The following is an 18,733-nucleotide window of genomic DNA, read 5'->3' as shown; positions in this document are numbered from 1 at the left end:
CTCAGTCCGCCTGCTGCGATGCCGCCGCCAGCGCCGCGCCGCGATCGCGCGCCGCGCGCACGGTGCGGGCGATGAGCGGGGCAAGCCCGTCCTCCTCGTCCAGCACGTTCAGCCCTTCCCGCGTCATGCCGCCCTTGCTGGCCACCGCATCGGCCATCGCGGCCGGCGTCACGTCACTCGATGCGGCACTCAGCGCGGCACCTTCCATCGTCGCGAGCGCCATGCGCGCCGCCATGTCGGGGGCGAGGCCGAGCTCCGCGCCGGCCGCGCTCAGCGCGTCGATGAACCGGTAGACGAAAGCGGGACCACAACCGGCCAGCGCGGTCGCCGTGTCGAACAGCGCTTCGTCCTCCAGCCATTCCACCAGCCCCAGCGCACGGCACAGGGCATCGGCCTGCGCCCGCACGCCGTCCGGCATCCCGGGCTCGCCATAGAGCGTGGAGACGCCTTTGCCGATGCGCACCGGCAGATTGGGCATGCAGCGCAGGATCGCGCCTGCCTGCGGAAAAGCGCTGCGCAACCGCGCGACGGGGACCCCCGCGAGGATGGAGAGGAGCACGGTCTCCGCGCCGATCGATCCGGCAAGCCCGGGCGCGACCGCGCCGAGCTGCTGCGGCTTGAAGGCCAGCATCACCACCGTGCCGGGCTCCAATGGCCCTTCGACCTGGGTGACGACGGTCACGCCCGGCGCGACGGGCCGGCCGCTCGGGCGGACAACCGTCACGCGCTCGGCAGGCAGGCCAAGCTCCAGCCAGCGGGCCAGCATGGCGCCCGCCATGTTCCCGCAACCGATGAGCAGAAGTCGCGCCGGCCAGCCGGCGTCCGCGTCAGGCTTCGCCATGCGTCTCGATCATGCTTGCAGCCATCGCTTCGAGCGGCGTCTTGCCGCCCCACAGCACGAACTGGAACACGGGGTAGAAGCGCTCGCACTCGTCGATCGCGCTTTCCACCAGCAATTGCGCCTGGTCGAGCGTGAGCGATCCGCTCGGCCCCAGCAGCGCCCCATGGCGGAACAGCAGGGTGCTGCTGGCCGACCAGAGTTCGAAATGGCCGAGCCAGAGCTGCTCGTTGATGAGCGCGATGGTCTCGCAGATGGCGATGCGCTTGTCGTCCGCCACGCGGATGTCGGGCAGGACGAGCAGCTGGAGCACCATGTCGTCGTCCCGCCAGATCGCCCGGACCTCATATTCGGTCCAGCTCCCGCGGTGGCGCGCCACGATCTCGTCCTCGCCGACATGCTCGAAGGCCCATTCATGCGCTTCGAAATAGGCAGCGAGCATGTCGATCGGTTCGGCTTCCTGCTCGCCGATGGTAAATCCGTCCCGGTCCATCATCTCAAAATATCGCAAATCCGTATCTGTTGGGTCGGGCCGCAGTCCGCCCTTGTCACGCCATATCTAGCATGGCGCCGCTGGAGCGCAAAGCGCCGGGGGCACCGGCACTGCCATCTAAGGCCGCCAATGTGCGCCAAATGGTGGATAAGCTGTGGATAAGCGGCGGATAAGGCGGGGACGAAACGCTCTCGTCCCTCGGGCGGCACGCCGACGCGCCACAGCCGATCCGGCGCGCTTTCAACGGACAAGCATGCGCCTGCCCCGCGCTTCGGCAGGGCAGGCCAAAGATAGGTCTGCGCCGAGACGCAGCCGGCGCTCAGTCCGGCTTCCGGGCGGCGCGGGTGCGCGGCTTGGCTTCCGATGCAGCGGCAGACGCGGCCGGCGCCTTGCCCTCGAGCGCAGCCAGCCGGGCCTCGAGCTGCGCGACCTGCTCGCGCGCCTCGGCGGCCATCTGCTTCACGGCATCGAATTCCTCGCGGCTGACGAAATCCAGCCCGCCGATCCATTCGCGCGCGCGCTCGCGGGCATTGCCTTCAAACTCGCGAGTCATGCCCGCGACCGTGCCCGCGGCGCCGTTGATGATCCTTGAGAGGTCGTCGAAAAAACGGTTCTCGCTCTGCATCGTTCGAATTCCTTTCCGCCCCCGTGGCGGCATATCGTCAGATTTGGGTACGCACACCGGGCGGCACAAGGCTTTCCGCGTCAGGATTTGCGCGGTCGATCTGGTAGGCGAGTATGCTCGCGAAGGATAGCCAGACGAGATAAGGCACCATCAGCCAGGCCGCCAGCGTCCGCACGCGGCCGAACAGCAGCGTCGTGACCACCGCCAGCGCGAGGATCACGAGGATGAGATAGAAGGCCAGCGTCGCTTCGTGCGCGCCGAAGAACAGCGGCGACCAGGCGAGATTGCAGGCGAGCTGGACGAGGAACAATGTGATCGCGATGCCCCGCCCCCGCGCGCCGCGCGCATGGAGCACCATCGCCAGCGCGAGGCCCATCAGCAGGTAGAGCAGTGGCCAGACGGTGCCGAATACCCAGCCCGGCGGCGTGACGTCCGGCTTGTCCAGCGCGGCGAACCAGCGATTGCCGTAGCCGCTGCCGGAGACATAGCCCGAGACCACGCCCAGGAACATGATGGTGGGCACAGTGACCAGTGCCCAGCGGAGATAGGAAAGGCGAAGCTGTCCTCGCGAGGCTATTTCGTTCACGCGTGCGCCTCGAAGCCAGAGCTCATTTTCCGAATCCCCCAACCGCTGAAATCCCGGATGCGCAAGGTTTGCGGCCTCTCATCCTGCCACGCAAGCGGAAATGCCGCAGATGCGAGACAGGATCGTGTCAGGTCGCCGCGCGCTGTGCCGCGATGAGAAATTCCACATTGCCTTCCGGTCCGGTGATGGGGCTCGGGGTGATGCCGATCACCTGCCAGCCCGGCTGCGCAGCGAGCCAGCCGCGCACATCCTCGCACACCCGCGCATGGATCGCCGGATCGCGCACCACGCCGCCCTTGCCGACATCGGCGCGCCCCGCCTCGAACTGGGGCTTGATGAGCGCGACCAGCAGCGCACCGGGCGCCGCGAAGCCGAGCGGGCGCTCCAGCACCTTGGCAAGGCTGATGAAGCTCGCATCGCACACGATGATGTCGATCGGCTCGGGCACATGGGCCTCGGTGAGGATGCGGGCGCTCGTCTGCTCATGGACGATGACGCGCGGGTCCTGCCGCAGCTTCCAGGCGAGCTGGTTGGTGCCGCTGTCGATCGCATAGACTCGCGCGGCCCCGTTCGCCAGCAGCACGTCGGTGAACCCGCCGGTGGAACTGCCCACGTCCATGGCCACGCGGCCGGTCACGTCGAGCGCGAAATGCGCCAGCGCGTGCGCGAGCTTCAGCCCCCCGCGCGAGACCCATGGATGATCGCGCCCGCGCAGCGTGATCGCGGCATCCTCGGCCACCGCCTGCCCCGCCTTGTCGACCGGCTTGTCGCCCACCAGCACATTGCCGGCCATGATGAGCGCCTGTGCGCGGGTGCGGCTCTCCGCCAGCCCGCGGTCCACCAGCAACTGGTCGAGCCGTTTCTTCGCCATGGGCTCAGTTCTTCACGAGGGCGGTGAGCATGGCGGGCGTCAGCACTTGCGGCAGCACCGCCGGCTGTGCGGCGCCCGGCGCATAATGCAGGTAGAGCGGCACGCCCGATCGCCCGTGCTCCTCCAAGAAGCGGCTGATCGCGGGGTCCGCATTGGTCCAGTCGCCCACCATCACGGCCACATTCCCCCGCTCGAAGGCGCGGCGCACTTCGTCGCGGTCGATGGCGTTGGCTTCGTTCACTTTGCAGGTCAGGCACCAGTCCGCCGTGAAATAGAGGAAGACCGGGCGCTTCTCCGCCCGCAGCGCGGCAAGGCGCGCGGCATTGAAGGGTTCCCCCGCCAGTTCCGCGCCCGTGGCCGGCCGGTCCGAGCGCACCAGCGGCGGCGCGGCGATCGCTGCCGTGCCCAGCAGCACCAGCGCCAGCGCGCCGGCCGCCCGGGGCGTGACATGGCCCAGTCGCTGGCGGCGGCCGAGCAGCACGAGCAGGGCGATGGTCGCCAGCGCCAGCGCCGCGCCGAGCGCGATGCCGCCCGTCCCGAGCTGGCGCGAGAGCAGCCACGCCAACCCCAGCGCGGTCAGCCCCATCGGCACGGCCATGATCCTGCGGAAGCGGGTCATCCAGCCGCCCGGGCGCGGCATCAGCCGGCGCAAGGCGGGGACGAAGGCGATGGCGATGAACGGCGTGGCGAGCCCCAGTCCCAGCCCGGCGAAGACGGTCAGCGCGAGCGGCCAGGGCAGCACCAGCGCGGCGCCCATGGCCGCACCCATGAAGGGCCCGGTGCAGGGCGTGGCGACGAAGGCGGCAAGGATGCCGGTCCAGAACGCGCCGACATGGCCGCCCTGCCCGGCCTTGCCCTGTCCCACGCCGATGGTGCCGATCTCGAAGGCGCCGGCCAGATTGAGCGTGATCGCCACCATCAGCACCAGCAGCAGCGCAATGACGCGCGGATCCTGGAGCTGGAAGGCCCAGCCGATCTGCGCGCCGCCTGCGCGAATGGCCAGCATCAGCGCGCCCAGCGCAAGGCAGGTGAGCAGGATGCCGGCGGTATAGGCCAGCGCTTCCCCGCGCGCCTGCCGCTGGTCGCCCCCGGCTTTGGCGAGGCTGATCGCCTTGAGGCTGAGGATCGGGAAGACGCAGGGCATGATGTTGAGGACGAGCCCGCCGAGGAAGGCCCCGCCCAGCGCCAGCAGCACGCCCGCAAGGCTGAGGCCCCCGCTGGCCGCCATATCGCCACCACCGTCGGCCCAGGTCCCGCCGGACGGCACCGGCCCCGGCGCCGCACGGATCTGCAGTGCGACCCCGGGCGAGATCGCCAGCACGCCTTCGATCACGCCGTCCGTCGCCGCGCCGTCGCTTGCCTCCATCTCGATCACCAGCGCGTCGCCGACCCGTCGCGCCCGCTGGGGCTCGGCATAGCGCACGCGTTGCGGTGTCAGCGCGAAGAACCACGGCTCGCCCACTGCTGCAGCGGCGGGATAAGGCACGGCGATGGCGATGCGCCCGTCCTGCGCCGCATAGCTCGCCTGCTGGTCGAGCGGGCGGGGCAGCGCCGCGCGGAAGCCGTCGAACAGCGCCCGGTCCTCGGGCCGGACCGCGCCGTCGCCAATGGTCAGCGTGGTCGCGATCTCGCCCTGCTCGGGCACGCAGATGCTGTCCGTGCAGGCCAGCCATTGCGCCTTGCCGCGAATGGGCAGCCTTGTCCCCTTCGCCAGACCGGCCGGCAGAGTGACGTCGAGCAGCACCGCATGGTCATGCTCGTAGACATGGTTCATGAGGCCCGCGATCAGCAGCCGCTCCGGCACCGGATAGCGGAACGGCCCGGCCTTCACGCCCTCGGGCAGGTCCCATGCCACGCGCATGCCCGCGCCCGCATCCCCCGGATTTTCCCAATATCCGTGCCAGCCCTTGTCCGGCCGCATGACGATGGCGAGCGTCACGGTCTCGCCGGCCGCCGGCGTGGACGTCTCGGCCGCCAGCGATGCGCGGATATGCGGCGTGCCGCTCTGCGCGAAGGCACCGCCCGCCTGGGCATGGGCGCCCGAGGCGCTCGCCAGCGCCGCCAGCAGCAGGCAGGCCGCCAACAAAAGGCCATTGAGCAGGCGCAAGGGAAGGTCCATGGAGCGATCCATCGGCCGGATATCTAGGCGCAGCCTATCGTCATCCCAAGGAGAATTTCATGAAGCGCATGCTCGCGGGCTTTCTCACAGGCACCATGCTGGTCCTATCGGCGCCGGCAAGCGCCCAGCCCGCCCCGGCCCCCGTGTCCACGCCCGCCGCGACGCCCGCCAAACCGCCCCGGCTGCTGGTGGTGATTTCCGTCGACCAGTTCTCGGCAGACGTCTTCGCGGCCCATCGCGCTTCATGGACCGGCGGCCTTGCCCGGCTGACGCAGGGCGCCGTCTTCCCCAAGGGCTATCAGAGCCACGCCGCGACCGAGACCTGCCCCGGCCACTCGACGATCCTCACCGGCAATCGCCCGGGCCATACCGGCATCGTCGCCAATGACTGGATCGACCAGTCCGTCGCCCGGCAGGACAAGACGGTCTATTGCTCGGAGGACCCCGCGCAACCGGGCAGCAGCTCGCGCGATTATGTCGCGTCCGTCCAGTTCCTGCGCGTGCCCACGCTCGGCGATTACATGAAGACCGCCAATCCCGCCTCGAAGGTCGTGTCCGTCGCGGGCAAGGACCGCGCGGCGATCATGATGGGCGGGCGCAAGCTCGATCAGATCTGGTGGTGGGGCGCGGACGGCTTCACCAGCTACAAGGGCACGGCGGTGACGCCGCTGGTGCAGCGCGTGAATGCCGGCGTGAAGATTCTGATCGATCAGGATCGCCCCGCCATGGAAATCCCGGATCAGTGCCGCGCGGTGGATCGGCCCGTGCAGGTGACGCCGACCGTCTCCGTGGGCGCGGGCCATTTCGCGCGCAAGGCAGGCGACATCCGCGCTTTCCGCGCCTCGCCGGAATATGACGCGGCAGTGCTCGCGCTCGGCGCCAGCCTGCTCGAGGACCAGAAGCTGGGCCGTGGCGATGCGACGGACCTGCTCATCCTCGGCCTCTCCGCCACCGATTATATCGGCCACAGCTTCGGCACGCGCGGCGCGGAAATGTGCCTGCAGATGGACAGCCTCGATCGCGAGCTGGGCGCTTTCTTCGACCGGCTGGATGCCGCCGGGATCGATTATATGGTCGCGCTCACGGCCGATCATGGCGGGCAGGACCTGCCCGAGCGGCAGCGCGAACAGGCGGCGAGCGATGCCGCGCGCGTGCAGCCGTCGCTTTACCCCAAGGCGGTCAGCGCGGCGCTGGCGGCGAAGACCGGCCTCACCGGCGATCTCATCCTCGGCACCGGCCCCTTTGGCGACGTCTACGTCAACCGCAGCCTCACGCCCGCGCAGCAGGCGCAGGTGCTCAAGGAAGCGCGCGCTTTCTATCTCGCCCATCCGCAGGTCGAGACCGTGTTCACCCGCGCCGAGCTGGTCGCTGCGCCCGAACCTTCCGGCCCGCCGGAAAGCTGGAGCCTGCTCACCATGGCGAAGGCGAGCTTCGACCCGCAGCGCTCGGGCGATCTCGTCGTGCTGCTCAAGCCCCGGGTCACGCCCATCGCGGACGGCGGCGCGGGCTATGTCGCCACGCATGGCAGCCCGTGGGACTATGATCGCCGCGTGCCGATGCTGTTCTGGCGCAAGGACATGGTGCACATGGAGCAGCCGCTCGGTGTCGAGACGGTGGACATCCTCCCCACCCTCGCCGCACAGATCGGCCTCGCCCTGCCCGCGACCGGCATCGATGGCAAATGCCTCGATCTCGATGCCACCGCCGCGAGCAGCTGCCCGGCCCGGTAACGCCGCGGCGGCGCGGACACATTCCCGAGGCCGGCGGCGCACCACATCTCGTCATTCACGACGTCATCCCGGACTCGATCCGGGATGACGAGCGAAAATGGCTGAAGAGCACGCTCCTTGGCTCCCTTAAAGTCCGCGAATTTGTCCACACCGTGGGGTATCGAAATTCAGTTGATGGCGTGGCGATGTCGATCAGCCCTGCCCGCACGGGCAGTTGCGGGGCCATGGAAGATCGCTAAACTCCCCTGACAGATCCGGCGGACCGGCCGGGCAAGCGACAGGAGAGCGAATGACCAGCCAGGGCCGCATCGTCATCACCGGAGCCTCGGGCCAATATGGACGGCTCGCCACGGACCTGCTGATCGCGCAGGGGCTGGCGGACCGGCTCATCCTCATCACCCGCAGCCCCGCCCGCCTCGCCGATCGCGTCGCGCAGGGCTGCACGGTGCGCTATGGCGACTATGACAAGCCGGAGACGCTGGCCGATGCCGTCCGGGACGCCGAGAAGATGCTGCTCATTTCCGGCACCCGCGTCGGCGCGCGCGTCGTCCAGCACAAGGCCGCGATCAACGCGGCGGCGGCGGCCGGCGTCCGCCACATCCTCTACACCAGCTTCATCGGCATCGACGATCCCGCCAATCCCGCCGAGGTGCGGCACGACCATATCGAGACCGAGCGGCTCATGCGCGCCTCCGGCATGGCATGGACGGCGCTGCGGGACGCCCATTATGCCGATGCCATGCTGCTCATGGCGGGCCCGGGGATGATGGCCACCGGCCAATGGGTGAGCAATGCCGGCGACGGGCGCGAGGCGATGGTCTGGCGAGACGATTGCGTGGCCTGCGCGGTCGCCGTGCTCACCACGCCGGGCCATGAGAACAAGGTCTACAATATCACCGGGCCGGCGCTTCAGACCTTCGACGAGGTCGCCGCGCTGGTGCGCGAGATCACCGGCCGCCCGCTCGAGCATGTGAAGGTGGGCGATGAAGGCCAATATGCCCTCTTCGATGCCATGGGCATTCCGCGCCGCCCGGTGGACGACCAGTATGTGAGGGGCATTCCTTGGAACAGCGACGACATGGTGACGTTCGGCCGCGCCATTCGCGAGGGTTTCCTGGAGATCTGCACGGACGACGTGGAGAAACTCACCGGTCGCAAGGCGCGCTCCGTGCGCCAGATGATCGAGGAGAACCGGGCGATGCTGCAGGCGGCGGCGGACAATGCGGCCCAGCCGGCATGAACCGCGCCGATTATGCGCGCTACCTCACCGCCTTCCATGCAAAGGACCAGGGCTGATCGACATCCAGATGATGGCGTGACGAAAATGGTGGTTTTCCGGGACCCGGCGCGCAGCGTACTCAAGGTACGTGAGCACCGGAAGACCGGGAAACCACCATTTGCAGGCCGCCAGCGCTGGATGTCGATGAGCCCTGGACGCGGTCTGCGATTTCTATGCCGAGCCCATGGACATGCGCTTCTTCGGCGTCGTGCTGCGCTCCCGGGAGGGCATGAAGCGCTTCTACGGCTTTCTTCATGCCCATGTGCTGGAAAGTGTGCGCGTCCTCAATTTCGCGGCCAGCGAGACGCTCACCGCCGTCGATGCGATCGTGCGGGTGGAGGGCATCAGCGATCTCGACCGCGCGCCGCTCGATGCGCATGGCGCGCCGGGACTCTTCCCCATCCGCAAGGGCGAAGTGCAGGAGATGCGGCAATTCATCTTCTACACGCTGCGCGACGGCAGGATCGCCAATGTGGAATGCGCGCTCATGCCGCCCGGCTGAACACGCCGCCCGCAGGCATTCCCCGGACAAGTCGGACAAAAGGACGGCTCCGGCCGCCAGAACGGCCGGAGCCTTGCGGAACGGCCCCCCGCGGAAACGGATGATGGGGACCGTTCAACCTCGCTGGATTACTTCACTTGCTTCCCGTGCTTCACCACGATGTCGACGCGCTGGAGCAGCGCCACCTGATTGAGCACATCGCCTTTCACCGCGATAATGTCCGCATATTTCCCCTCGGTGACAGTGCCGTAATCCTTGTCCGCCTTCATCGCGACGGCGGGCCAGTAAGTGGCGGCGCGGATGGCCTCGATGGCCGGCACGTCGAACTTGTTCACCCACAGGTCGATTTCCTGCCAGGTGCTGCCTGAGTGGAAGAACATGGGCACGCCCGAGTCCGTGCCGATCAGCAGCACCGCCCCGGATTGGCGCAGCTGGTCGAACTTGCGGCGCAGCGTGGGGCCGCGCTGGGGCACCTGCTTGAAATATTCGATGCGCTCTGGATGGCTCAGGGACTGGCGGATGTCCGTGACGATCTCCGGAGGCAGGCCTTCATGCCAGGCCTCGCCGTCGACGAACTCGGGATTGTTGATCCAGTCGGGATAATTGTTGAGGATCGCGACGGTGGGCGTCCAGAACAGCGGGCCGAGCGCGCCGCTGCGCCCCGTGCGCTCCACCAGCATGTCCATCACGTCCTTGGGGAATTCGGGCGCTGCGCCAAGGCCGGTATGCTCGAAATCGTCGACGCCCGCTTTCAGGCCGAGGCGGATTTCCTCGGGGCGATGGGCATGGGCCACCACCTGCAGGCCATGGGCATGGGCCTCGTCGACGATCGCGGTGATCTCGGCCTCGCTCATCTCGTCCACGTCGATCAGCTTGACCAGATCGACGCCCGCCTTGGCGATGCGCCGGATCTTCGCGCGGGCATCCTCGGGCGAGGAGACGCCCCAGCGATAGCGCTCGGTGCCTGGATAAGGCTTCTTCTGGATGAACGGGCCGGAGACGAACAGCGTCGGCCCCGGGATCTTGCCGGCCTTGATCGCGTCGCGCACCGCGATGCTGTCCTCCAGCGCCGCGCCCAGATCGCGCGCGCCGGTGATGCCGGCCATCAGCAGCTGCTTGGCGCTGGCGGGCATGATGACGTCGCGGAACTGGTCGGGATAGGTCTTCTGCCAATGCTCATAGACCGAATGGCCGGTCAGCATCAGATGGACATGCATGTCCCACAGGCCCGGCAGCACGGTCATGCCCTCGGTGGAGATCCGCTTCGCGTCCGCCGGCACCGCCAGCGTGTCGACCGTGCCCACCGCCAAGATCCGCTCGTTCTCGACAAGGATCACGCTGTTGCGGATCGGCGCCTTGAGCGTACCGTCCACCAGCGTCCCGCCGACCAGCGCCAGCGTCTCCGCCCGCGCGGCCATGCCCGGAATGATCTGCGCGAGCAGCAGCGTGACTGCCGCGATCATGAATCGAACCATGTCTATCCCCCGTGATGAAGGGGACAGTATCAAACCGTATACTAAATACAACCCGTCTTGCTGCGATCCGCGACGAGTTGTCTAAGGGCTAGAAAAGCCTTGGAAAAACGGCCAGCGGAGGGCCTTCGGGCAGGCTCAATGTGTTTCGCTCGGCGCCCGACCCGCGCGAATCCCTCGCGCTCAGCTCAGGGCGTAATAGCGCACGAAATTGCCGTCCGGCTTGCGCTCGCCCACGCCGATGAAGACATGGCGAGTCATCCAGTCATATCTGCCCTTGCTCGTCTCGAAGGTCGGCTGCGCGCGCAGATAATAATCCTCATGCGCCACCGGCTCCCCGCCCTCGAACGCCCAGGCGCGCAGCCTGGCCATCGAGTCCGGCTTGCGCCCCCAGAGATAGCCCCGGTTCTGCATGTAGATGATCTCGCCGTCGTCCGTTTCCAGCAGGTAGCGGGCATCGAACACCGCCGTGTCGTCATCGCGGAAATGGGCATAGTCGCCGCCCGAGTTCGGCACGGCGCGCCCGCGCAGGCGCGGCCCCTCGAAATGCCCCTCGTCCACCAGCACGGCGGAGCGGAAGCCGCCATTGTGGACATTGGGCACGGCGAAGACCCGCGTGAACATGAGGCGGCACTCGAAAGCGAATTCGAGCACCGGATTGTCGAGAGTGGAATAGGTCATGGCTCGGCTCCTGTGTCGGCAGTCCCGGATGGCGCTCCTGCACTCACCCTCTCAATAATTGGAGAGGATGGTGAGGCCCGGCGTATCGAGCGGCAGTCCGCGCTTCTGCTTCTCCAGTTCCTCCGCGCGCGTCTTGCCCTGCAGGTCGATCAGATAGGCGTGGATGGCGTCCACCTGCGCCGGGCCCAGCCGGTCGTCCCAGCGCGGCATGCCATTGGGCAGCAGCAGCCCCTCCAGCACGATCTGGCGGAAGGCCTTGTGCGTGCCTTCGCTCATCCGCCGCAGGTCCGGCGTGATGGAGCGCGGCTGGTTGGAATGGCAGAGCGCGCAATTGCCCATGAACAGCTCCATGCCCTGTGCGATGGTCTGCGGCGTGACGCCCGGCGCCTGCGCGGGCGGCGACGGCGCGGGCTGGAGCGGCGGCAGTTCGTCGGGGATCGGCACGGGCCCGCCATCGAGCCGGAAGACGAGGATGCGCCCGGCATTGCCGCGGCTGTAGGCGGCCGAATAGGGCGGCACATAGGGAAATCCGCCGCCGCCCCAGGCCGCCATCACCGCGACATATTGCACGCCGCCCACCTTGTAGGTCATCGGCGCGGCGAGGATGGACGTGCCGGTGTCGATATCCTTGAGCAGCTTGCCGTTCGCGCTGTCGAACACGCGCAGATGCCCGTCGATGCTGCCCTGGAAGACGAGACCGCCCGCCGTCGCCAGCGCGCCGCCCCGGTCCTGCCAGCCGGCCGTCCTGCGCGCCCATTTCGTCTTGCCGGTCAGCGGATCGATGGCGCGCAGCTCCGTGCTGCCGGGATTCTCCTTCACCCACGCCATTTCGGGCCGCGCCTCGATGGCGGCGCGCAGCGGCGGCGGCAGCGTCGGCAGGATAGCGAGCAGGTCGGAGGTGAACAGCAGCGCGGCGTCCGTGTTCAGCATCTTGCGCGCCACCGGCTTCTGGCCCGGCGTCATGAAGATGACATTGCCCATGTCCTGTACCGCGCCGATGTAGAGCCCGGTCTTCGGGTCATAAGCGGCCGGATGCCAGTTGCGCGCGCCCGGCGTGGCGGGGAAGATGATCTTCGGCCCGTCCGTATAGTCGGCACGTTCGGGCGTCAGCCGGGGCCGCCCGGTCTTCATGTCCACGCCGTCCGCCCAGTTCACCCGCACCAGCGGATTGGCGCGCAGCAGTTTGCCGTCGCGCCGGTCGAGCACGTAGAGGAAGCCGTTCTTGGGCGCATGGAGCACCACCGGCCGCTCTTCGCCGTCCACCGTCATGCGCGTGAGGATCATGGGCGCGGTGGCGGTATAGTCCCAGTTGTCGCCGGGCGTTTCCTGATAATGCCATCTCAGCCGGCCGGTCTTCGCATCGAGCGCAACGATGGAGGAGAGGTAGAGATTGTCCCCGCCTTTGGGGCTGCGGCGGGAGGTCGCATAGGGTCCGCCGTTGCCCGTGCCCACCAGCACGAGCCCGGTCTCGGGATCGTAGTTGATCGCGTCCCACGGCGCGCCGCCTCCGCCGATGTCCCAGCGGCTCTGCGGGTCCCATGTCTTCACCGCCGGCTCGAGGTCGGGATGGTCCTGCGGCCCCAGCGCCGGGTCGCGCGGCACGACGAAGAATCGCCATGCGAGCTTGCCCGTCTCCAGGTCGAAGGCGCTCACGGCCCCGCGCACGTCATATTCTGCGCCCGCATTGCCGATGACGACGACATTGCCCGCGATTTCCGGCGCGCCGGTCGAGGTGTCGCCGCGCGCGCGGTCGACCACGATATCGCTTTTCCACAGGACCGTGCCGCTCTTCGCATCCAGCGCGTACATCCAGCCGTCGAGGCTCGCGACATAGACCTTGCCGCGCGCCACCGCGACGCCGCGATTGACCATGTCGCAGCAGACCGTGCGATTGACCTGCATGTCGATCTCGGGCTCGAAGCGCCACAATTCGCGCCCGCTCGCCGCATCGAAGGCATAGACGCGCCCGGCGACGCCGCTCGTGTACATCACGCCGTCAATGACCAAGGGCGTCGCTTCCAGCCCGCGCCCGGTACCGAGCGCGGCTTCCCAGGCAAGGCCGAGCCGGTCCGCATTGCCGGTGTCGATGTCGGTCAGCGTCGAATAATGGGATTTGCCGATGTCCCCGCCCGGCGTCACCCAGTCCTGCCCGGCGAGCGACCCGCTGCCCGATCCGCCGTCCGCGCCGGAGCATGCGGCCAGCGCCAGCAGGCACATGGCCCCGATCAGCCCTAGGGCTAGCCTTGGTCCTCTCATCCCCTCCCCCGATCCGCGCCTGCAGGCGCATTCTTCGCTATCGGCTCGACGATCGTGCCCTGCCTCGCCGGGCTTTCCCGGTCGCGAACGGCAGGGCGTGCAGCTCACGGCACCGGGGCCGCGAGCCAGCCTTGCAACGCCCCGGGAGGCGCTGCGTGTGTCATCCGGTCAGGCCGCGCGCACCGGCGCGTCGACATACATGGCCTTGATCTCGAGATAGGCCATCAGCCCGTCGACGCCGCCCTCGCGGCCGATGCCGGATTGCTTGTAGCCGCCGAAGGGCAGGTTCCAGTCCACCTTGAGGCCGTTCTGGCCGATGCCGCCGGTGCGCACGCGCCGGGCGATGTCGAAGGCGGCTTGCGGGTCCTTGGTCAGCACCGAGCCGGAGAGGCCGTAGACGCTGTCGTTCGCCACCGCGATCGCTTCCTCCTCGTCCTCCACGGGGATGATGCTGAGCACCGGCCCGAAGATCTCCTCCTGGGCAATGCGCGACTTGTTGTCGACATTCTTGAACAGCGTCGGCTCGATGAAATAGCCCTGGTTGAGATGCGTGGGCCGGTTGCCGCCCGTCACCAGATCGGCCGTCTTCCTGCCTTCCTCGATATAGCTTTCGACGCGCTCGAGCTGCCGCTTCATGGCGAGGGGCCCAAGCTGCGTCGCGGGATCGTCGGAATAGCCGATCTTCACGTTGCGCATCTCGGCGGCGATGGCGTCGGCGATCTCGTCCTGCCGGCCGCGCGGCACGATGAGGCGGCTGAGCATCGCGCAGACCTGACCGGAAAGCAGCGTGATGGTGTTGGTCATCAGCTTCGCGGTTTCCTCGGCACTGAAGTCGTCCCGCACGATCGCGGCGGACTTGCCGCCCAGCTCCAGCGTGCAGCGCGCGATGCGTTCGCCGCAGACGCTGGCGATGCGCCGGCCCGCGAGCGTGGAGCCGGTGAAGCTCACCTTGTCCACGCCGGGATTGCAGACCAGATGGTCGCTTGCCTCGCGATGGCCGCAGACGAGATTGACGACACCCGCCGGCACGCCCGCCGCGTCGCAGGCTTCCGCGATGATATAGGCTTCGAGCGGCGTCTCGGGCGAGGGCTTCATGATGACCGTGCAGCCGGTGATGAGCGCATTGGCGAGCTTGGACGCCATGAGCGCATAAGGCGCGTTCCACGGCGCGATGGCGGCGACAACACCGACCGGCTCATAAGCGAGATAGGCGGCCGCGGCCGCCTGCGTCTCGCGCTGCTGGATATAGTCGAAGCTGGCGCCAACCTTCCGGATATTGTCGAACTGGACAGTGCCCGTGGCGGCCATGCCGGGCGCGAAAGTGGCGAGGCCACCCATCTGGGCAGTCCAGGCGCGGGCCAGCTCCGGCTCGCGGCTCCGCAGATGCGCGGCGATCTTCTCCATGACGGCATTGCGCTCGGCGACGCTCATCCGGGGCCACGGCCCCCGGTCGAAGGCGTCGCGCGCGGCGGCGACGGCGGCATCCATGTCCGCGTCATCAGCTTCGGCCACGGCGCCGACCACCTGCTCGCTGTTGGGGGAGACCAGCTCGATCATGCGGCCGGAATGCGCCGCGCGCCATTCCCCGCCGATCCACAGCTTGTCGGGATGCTTCACGAAGACGCCTTCGGGGTTCAGTCCTGGCTGGGCCACGCTCTCTCTCCTGCATGCGGCCACCGCCTTGTTGGCGGACAGCCATGGTCCCATGTCGCTTCAGGCATGGGATTCGATGGGTCGAATGCTAATCATCGGCACTTGCGCGGCGCAAGTGCAAACATCGCCGGCCGCGACGATTTGTTGACTTTGTCTGGCGTGTTGCGTGGGGCCGCCTCCCGACGGGCCGCCCGGGTTCAGCCGTCCGCCATCAGCGCGTCGACCGCGCGGCGGCTGAGCGTGATGAGCTGCGTCACTTCCGCTTCGGACAGCGCGGCGCGGATCGGCTGCTCGATCTGCCGGCCCAGCGCGGCAAGGTCCGCCATCACGGCTTCGCCCGCCCCGGTCAGCCGCAGCGCATTGCGGCGCCTGTCCTGCGTGGAGCGCTGCCGCTCGGCAAGGCCGCGCTTTTCCAGATCGTCGACGATCGCGACCACGATGGATTTGTCCGTCCCGATCTCGCGCGCGATCTCGGTTTGCGAGCAGCCCGGATTGGCGGCGATCAGCGCCATGGTGGAGAAGGTGCCCGAGCGCAGGCCAAACGGCTCGAAAGCGGCCACGATGCGCGTGGTGAGCATGTTGCGCAGCAGCCGGATCGTCGGGCCGATGCTTTCGCCCAGCATGCCGCGATTCATGCCCGGCCCGATGCCCGCATCCGGCGCGCGGGTCTCGGCTGCACCGGACTGGTCCTGAAGCGGCTCGGTCATGGCATTGGTCCCTGTTGGCGCGCGACGGCGGCGCGTTGCTGCAAAACTGACCATGCGCCCATTCAATGGTTGAGTTTCACAACCATCTTGACTTGCGCACTTGAGCCGGTTCACAGATGTGTCCGGAAAAAGTCAATAGCGGCGCATGCGCGAGTCCCGTCCCTAAGCGGGCGACGCAGGACGCGCGCAGGAGAGAGGACCGCCGGACATGATCGTCGTCAATCAATTGCACCCTCTCTTCTTCGGCGAGATCGTCGGAGCGGACCTCACCGCCGAACCCAGCGAGGACCTGCGCAATACCGTTCAGGATGCGATGGACCGCCACGCCGTCTGCGTCGTGCGGCAGGGGCCGATCACCGATGAGCAGCATATCCGCTTCGCGCGCCTCTTCGGCCCACTCGAATTGCCGCCCGGCTATGGCACCCGCCCCGCGGGCCGCATGGCGCCCGAGCTGTTCTTCGCGGGCAATCTCGATCTGGAGGGCAATATCAAGCCCCTCACCCCGGCCAACCAGAATGTCGCCAAGGGCGCCGAGCGCTTCCATGCGGACAGTTCCTTCAATCCGCTGCCGTCCAAATGGTCGATGCTGCGCGGTGTCGAATGCCCCCCGCCGGAAGTCGGCGGCGACACGCTGTTCGTGGACCTGCGCGCGGCCTATGACGATCTGCCGCCGGAAATGAAGGCCCGGGTCGAGGGCATGACCGGCATTCATGATTTCTGGCTCGGCCGCAAATATGCGGGACTCGAAGTCACCGAGGAGATGCGGGCGGCGATGCCCATGCCGCCGGTCCATCATCCGCTGGTGCGCGAGGCGCCGCTCGGGCGCAAAGCGCTGTTCGTCGGCGGCCATTGCGTCGGCGTGGTCGGCATGGACCCGGAGGAAGGCCATCGCTTCGTCGAGGAACTCTACGATCATGTGACGCAGCCCCGCTACGTCCATCGCCACCACTGGCGGCTCGGCGACATCGTGATCTGGGACAATCGCTTTGCGCTGCACGCCGCAACGCCGCTGGAAACCGACAAATATCGCCGCGACATGCGCCGCGCCACGATCAACGAGAGCGGCGAGGAAATCGATGCCTATGAGTATCGCCGCCGGCAGGAAAGCGCGCAGGCCTGAGGTCGATGCCGCCGCGCGGGCCTCTCTCAGCGCGGCAGATAATCCGGCGCCATCGCGGCCTCGATGGCGGCGTGGCGCGCTTTCACGGAGTCGATGAACTGCGGATGGGTGATGACATAGAGCTTGTTCGCGCGGATGGCGTGGAGCGTCATGTGCCCCACGTCCAGCGGATCGAGCCAGAAAGGCGCGCCGCCGGTGTCGGCGGGCAGCGCACCGTGCGGCTCGCCTCTTGCGCGGAACGGGCTTTCCACGCGGAAAGCGGCCGGGCGGTTCTCTTCCGTCTGCGCGATGTTGGTGGCGACCGGCCCGGGGCAGACCACGCTGGCGCCGATGGCGAGGCCCTTGGCTTCCAGCTCCAGCCGCAGATGCTCGGTGAGCGAGATCACTGCCGCCTTGGTCGGCGCGTAGATGCCCCGCGTGAGCCGGGCGCTCATCACCGCGCCTTCGGACGCGACATTGACGACATGGCCCCCTTTTCCGTGCGCCTTGATGCGCGGCAGCCCTGCGACGAGCCCGTTCGCCACGCCGATGAGATTGACGCCCACGCCCCAGTCCCAGTCCTCATGCGTGGCTTCGTCGACGGGCCCCGCGATGCCCACGCCGGCATTGTTGACGAGGATGCGCAGCGGCCCGAGCCGCGCCTCGGCCTCGTCCAGCGCGGCGGCGAAGCCCGGCCGGTCCGTCACGTCGAGGCGGAAGGCAGCGAAGCGGTCGGCCCAGCCTTCCCGCGCCGCGACATCGCGCGCCTGCGCCAGATGGTCCTCCCGCAGATCGCAGATCGCCACCCGCGCGCCCTGCGCCGCCAGCGCCCGCGCGATGCCGAGGCCAATCCCGCTGCCGCCGCCCGTCACGAAGCTCATCGCACCGGAAACGCTTTCCATCATCCCTCCTGTCGACACTCGTCGCTCACCCGCATTTCTCATGACCGGGAAAGTGAAAAGTCAACGCAAAAAGGAAATTAATCGATGGCTGTCGATCTTTATCATGGCGAACCGGGGTCTAACAGCCTCAAGGTCCTTCAGGCCATTCACGAGAAGGGCGTGCCCTTCACCAGCCATTACATAAACCTGACGAAATTCGAGCAGCATGATCCGGAATATCTCAGGATAAATCCTGCCGGACAGGTGCCGACACTTGTGCATGACGGGCGCGTTCTTGTCGAATCCACCGTCATCAACGAATATATCGATGATGCCTTTCCCGGCCCGCCGCTCAAGCCGGCCGATCCCTACGATCAGGGCCTCATGCGCATCTGGACCAAATATGTCGACGAGGTGTTCCGCCCCTCCCTCTCCTTCCTGGCCTGGCATGCGGTCATTCCCGGGCTTGCCGGCGCCATGCCCGAGGGCGCGTTCGAGGAACGGCTCGCCCGCATCCCCCTGAAGGAGAAGCGCGACAAATGGGCGCTGGCGGCGAGCGGCGGCTTCACCGAGCGCGAGCTGGAGAGCTGGCGGCACAATCTCGCCGAAGTGACCGACCGGGTGGAGCAGGCGCTCACCGGCCATAACTGGCTGGTGGCGGATCGCTTCACCCTTGCGGACATCGCCGTGTTCGCCATGGCCATCTCCATGCCGCGCAGCCATGGCCATCTCTGGAATGCCGAGCGCACGCCGCATGCCATGGCGTGGCTGGAGCGCATGAAGGCCCGCCCCGGCGTGGCGGCCGCGCTCGCCATGCCCAATCACACCAGCTTCGCGCGGGCAGAGGGCTGATCGGCGCGGCGCTGCCGCCCGAGCTACGAAAATACGCCCCGACCGTTGCCGGCCGGGGCGTGTCCAGTGCTCCTCGGGTCGCCTCGTCA

At 67.9% G+C, this 18,733-nt stretch carries 17 protein-coding genes; 5 read left to right on the top strand and 12 right to left on the bottom strand.

All coding sequences use genetic code 11. The features are described from left to right. Position 1: 1 nt before the first annotated feature. The 6 genes from SLG_RS03630 to SLG_RS03605 all read right to left on the bottom strand — a co-directional run bounded on the left by SLG_RS03630 (position 2) and on the right by SLG_RS03605 (position 5,544). A complete protein-coding gene (locus tag SLG_RS03630) occupies positions 2-841 on the bottom strand; it encodes a pyrroline-5-carboxylate reductase family protein (protein ID WP_014075065.1) in 840 nt (279 codons plus the stop codon). Beyond that, entirely contained in the window at positions 828-1,334 is a 507-nt protein-coding gene (locus SLG_RS03625) for a YbjN domain-containing protein (protein WP_014075064.1), read from the bottom strand. Before SLG_RS03625 ends, SLG_RS03630 begins: the two co-directional genes overlap by 14 nt. A gap of 316 nt (positions 1,335-1,650) precedes the next feature. Beyond that, positions 1,651-1,956 (bottom strand): accessory factor UbiK family protein, encoded by a 306-nt coding sequence (locus SLG_RS03620; protein WP_014075063.1) that lies wholly within the window; start codon positions 1,954-1,956, stop codon positions 1,651-1,653. Positions 1,957-1,993: 37 nt separating this feature from the next. Further along, positions 1,994-2,542 (bottom strand): TspO/MBR family protein, encoded by a 549-nt coding sequence (locus SLG_RS03615; protein WP_014075062.1) that lies wholly within the window; start codon positions 2,540-2,542, stop codon positions 1,994-1,996. A gap of 127 nt (positions 2,543-2,669) precedes the next feature. Then, entirely contained in the window at positions 2,670-3,413 is a 744-nt protein-coding gene (locus tag SLG_RS03610; protein WP_014075061.1) for a TlyA family RNA methyltransferase, read from the bottom strand. 4 nt (positions 3,414-3,417) lie between these two features. Beyond that, positions 3,418-5,544: a protein-disulfide reductase DsbD family protein gene (locus SLG_RS03605; protein ID WP_014075060.1), complete on the bottom strand. Its 2,127-nt coding sequence runs from the start codon at positions 5,542-5,544 to the stop codon at positions 3,418-3,420. 56 nt (positions 5,545-5,600) lie between these two features. Here SLG_RS03605 and SLG_RS03600 point away from each other — a divergent pair, with 56 nt between their 5' ends. The 3 genes from SLG_RS03600 (at position 5,601) to SLG_RS03590 (ending at position 9,043) form a co-directional block, all read left to right on the top strand. Then, complete coding sequence (locus SLG_RS03600; protein WP_041392536.1) at positions 5,601-7,262, top strand: alkaline phosphatase family protein; 1,662 nt, start codon at positions 5,601-5,603, stop codon at positions 7,260-7,262. 289 nt (positions 7,263-7,551) lie between these two features. Beyond that, on the top strand, positions 7,552-8,502 hold the full coding sequence (locus SLG_RS03595) for an SDR family oxidoreductase (RefSeq protein ID WP_014075058.1): 951 nt from the start codon (positions 7,552-7,554) through the stop codon (positions 8,500-8,502). A 223-nt stretch (positions 8,503-8,725) separates the two neighbouring features. Next, positions 8,726-9,043, top strand: a complete 318-nt coding sequence (locus tag SLG_RS03590) for a hypothetical protein (RefSeq protein ID WP_014075057.1) — start codon at positions 8,726-8,728, stop codon at positions 9,041-9,043. 128 nt (positions 9,044-9,171) lie between these two features. On the opposite strand, the gene SLG_RS03585 is transcribed toward SLG_RS03590, so the two are convergent. From SLG_RS03585 to SLG_RS03565, 5 genes are all read right to left on the bottom strand, one after another. Continuing rightward, the gene (locus SLG_RS03585; RefSeq protein WP_014075056.1) at positions 9,172-10,518 is read right to left on the bottom strand and encodes an amidohydrolase family protein; all 1,347 of its coding nucleotides are present in this window, start codon (positions 10,516-10,518) and stop codon (positions 9,172-9,174) included. A gap of 180 nt (positions 10,519-10,698) precedes the next feature. Next, entirely contained in the window at positions 10,699-11,196 is a 498-nt protein-coding gene (locus SLG_RS03580) for a DUF3237 domain-containing protein (RefSeq protein ID WP_014075055.1), read from the bottom strand. A gap of 51 nt (positions 11,197-11,247) precedes the next feature. Then, on the bottom strand, positions 11,248-13,452 hold the full coding sequence (locus SLG_RS03575; RefSeq protein WP_070098712.1) for a PQQ-dependent dehydrogenase, methanol/ethanol family: 2,205 nt from the start codon (positions 13,450-13,452) through the stop codon (positions 11,248-11,250). 168 nt (positions 13,453-13,620) lie between these two features. Then, positions 13,621-15,105 carry an aldehyde dehydrogenase gene (locus SLG_RS03570; protein WP_014075053.1) on the bottom strand — a complete coding sequence of 495 codons (1,485 nt, stop codon included), beginning with the start codon at positions 15,103-15,105 and terminating at the stop codon, positions 13,621-13,623. Positions 15,106-15,302: 197 nt separating this feature from the next. Next, a complete protein-coding gene (locus SLG_RS03565; RefSeq protein ID WP_014075052.1) occupies positions 15,303-15,812 on the bottom strand; it encodes a MarR family winged helix-turn-helix transcriptional regulator in 510 nt (169 codons plus the stop codon). A 208-nt stretch (positions 15,813-16,020) separates the two neighbouring features. Here SLG_RS03565 and SLG_RS03560 point away from each other — a divergent pair, with 208 nt between their 5' ends. After that, positions 16,021-16,932, top strand: a complete 912-nt coding sequence (locus SLG_RS03560) for a TauD/TfdA dioxygenase family protein (RefSeq protein WP_014075051.1) — start codon at positions 16,021-16,023, stop codon at positions 16,930-16,932. 26 nt (positions 16,933-16,958) lie between these two features. On the opposite strand, the gene SLG_RS03555 is transcribed toward SLG_RS03560, so the two are convergent. Further along, on the bottom strand, positions 16,959-17,813 hold the full coding sequence (locus SLG_RS03555) for an SDR family NAD(P)-dependent oxidoreductase (RefSeq protein WP_070098752.1): 855 nt from the start codon (positions 17,811-17,813) through the stop codon (positions 16,959-16,961). An 84-nt stretch (positions 17,814-17,897) separates the two neighbouring features. Between SLG_RS03555 and SLG_RS03550 the strand changes: the two genes are divergently transcribed. Next, complete coding sequence (locus SLG_RS03550; protein ID WP_014075049.1) at positions 17,898-18,644, top strand: glutathione S-transferase family protein; 747 nt, start codon at positions 17,898-17,900, stop codon at positions 18,642-18,644. Positions 18,645-18,733: the final 89 nt, after the last annotated feature.

The sequence above is a fragment of the Sphingobium sp. SYK-6 genome (assembly GCF_000283515.1).
In the GTDB taxonomy this organism is placed as follows: Bacteria; Pseudomonadota; Alphaproteobacteria; order Sphingomonadales; family Sphingomonadaceae; genus Sphingobium; species Sphingobium lignivorans.
This window is presented reverse-complemented; position numbering and strand designations above follow the sequence as displayed.

Bases quoted from the DNA above. Each gene is read 5' to 3' on its own strand.
- SLG_RS03630 (WP_014075065.1), bottom strand. From the start codon at position 841: ATGGCGAAGCCTGACGCGGACGCCGGCTGGCCGGCGCGACTTCTGCTC.
- SLG_RS03625 (WP_014075064.1), bottom strand. From the start codon at position 1,334: ATGATGGACCGGGACGGATTTACCATCGGCGAGCAGGAAGCCGAACCG.
- SLG_RS03620 (WP_014075063.1), bottom strand. From the start codon at position 1,956: ATGCAGAGCGAGAACCGTTTTTTCGACGACCTCTCAAGGATCATCAAC.
- SLG_RS03610 (WP_014075061.1), bottom strand. From the start codon at position 3,413: ATGGCGAAGAAACGGCTCGACCAGTTGCTGGTGGACCGCGGGCTGGCG.
- SLG_RS03605 (WP_014075060.1), bottom strand. From the start codon at position 5,544: ATGGATCGCTCCATGGACCTTCCCTTGCGCCTGCTCAATGGCCTTTTG.
- SLG_RS03600 (WP_041392536.1), top strand. From the start codon at position 5,601: ATGCTCGCGGGCTTTCTCACAGGCACCATGCTGGTCCTATCGGCGCCG.
- SLG_RS03595 (WP_014075058.1), top strand. From the start codon at position 7,552: ATGACCAGCCAGGGCCGCATCGTCATCACCGGAGCCTCGGGCCAATAT.
- SLG_RS03590 (WP_014075057.1), top strand. From the start codon at position 8,726: ATGGACATGCGCTTCTTCGGCGTCGTGCTGCGCTCCCGGGAGGGCATG.
- SLG_RS03585 (WP_014075056.1), bottom strand. From the start codon at position 10,518: ATGGTTCGATTCATGATCGCGGCAGTCACGCTGCTGCTCGCGCAGATC.
- SLG_RS03580 (WP_014075055.1), bottom strand. From the start codon at position 11,196: ATGACCTATTCCACTCTCGACAATCCGGTGCTCGAATTCGCTTTCGAG.
- SLG_RS03575 (WP_070098712.1), bottom strand. From the start codon at position 13,452: ATGAGAGGACCAAGGCTAGCCCTAGGGCTGATCGGGGCCATGTGCCTG.
- SLG_RS03565 (WP_014075052.1), bottom strand. From the start codon at position 15,812: ATGACCGAGCCGCTTCAGGACCAGTCCGGTGCAGCCGAGACCCGCGCG.
- SLG_RS03560 (WP_014075051.1), top strand. From the start codon at position 16,021: ATGATCGTCGTCAATCAATTGCACCCTCTCTTCTTCGGCGAGATCGTC.
- SLG_RS03555 (WP_070098752.1), bottom strand. From the start codon at position 17,813: ATGGAAAGCGTTTCCGGTGCGATGAGCTTCGTGACGGGCGGCGGCAGC.
- SLG_RS03550 (WP_014075049.1), top strand. From the start codon at position 17,898: ATGGCTGTCGATCTTTATCATGGCGAACCGGGGTCTAACAGCCTCAAG.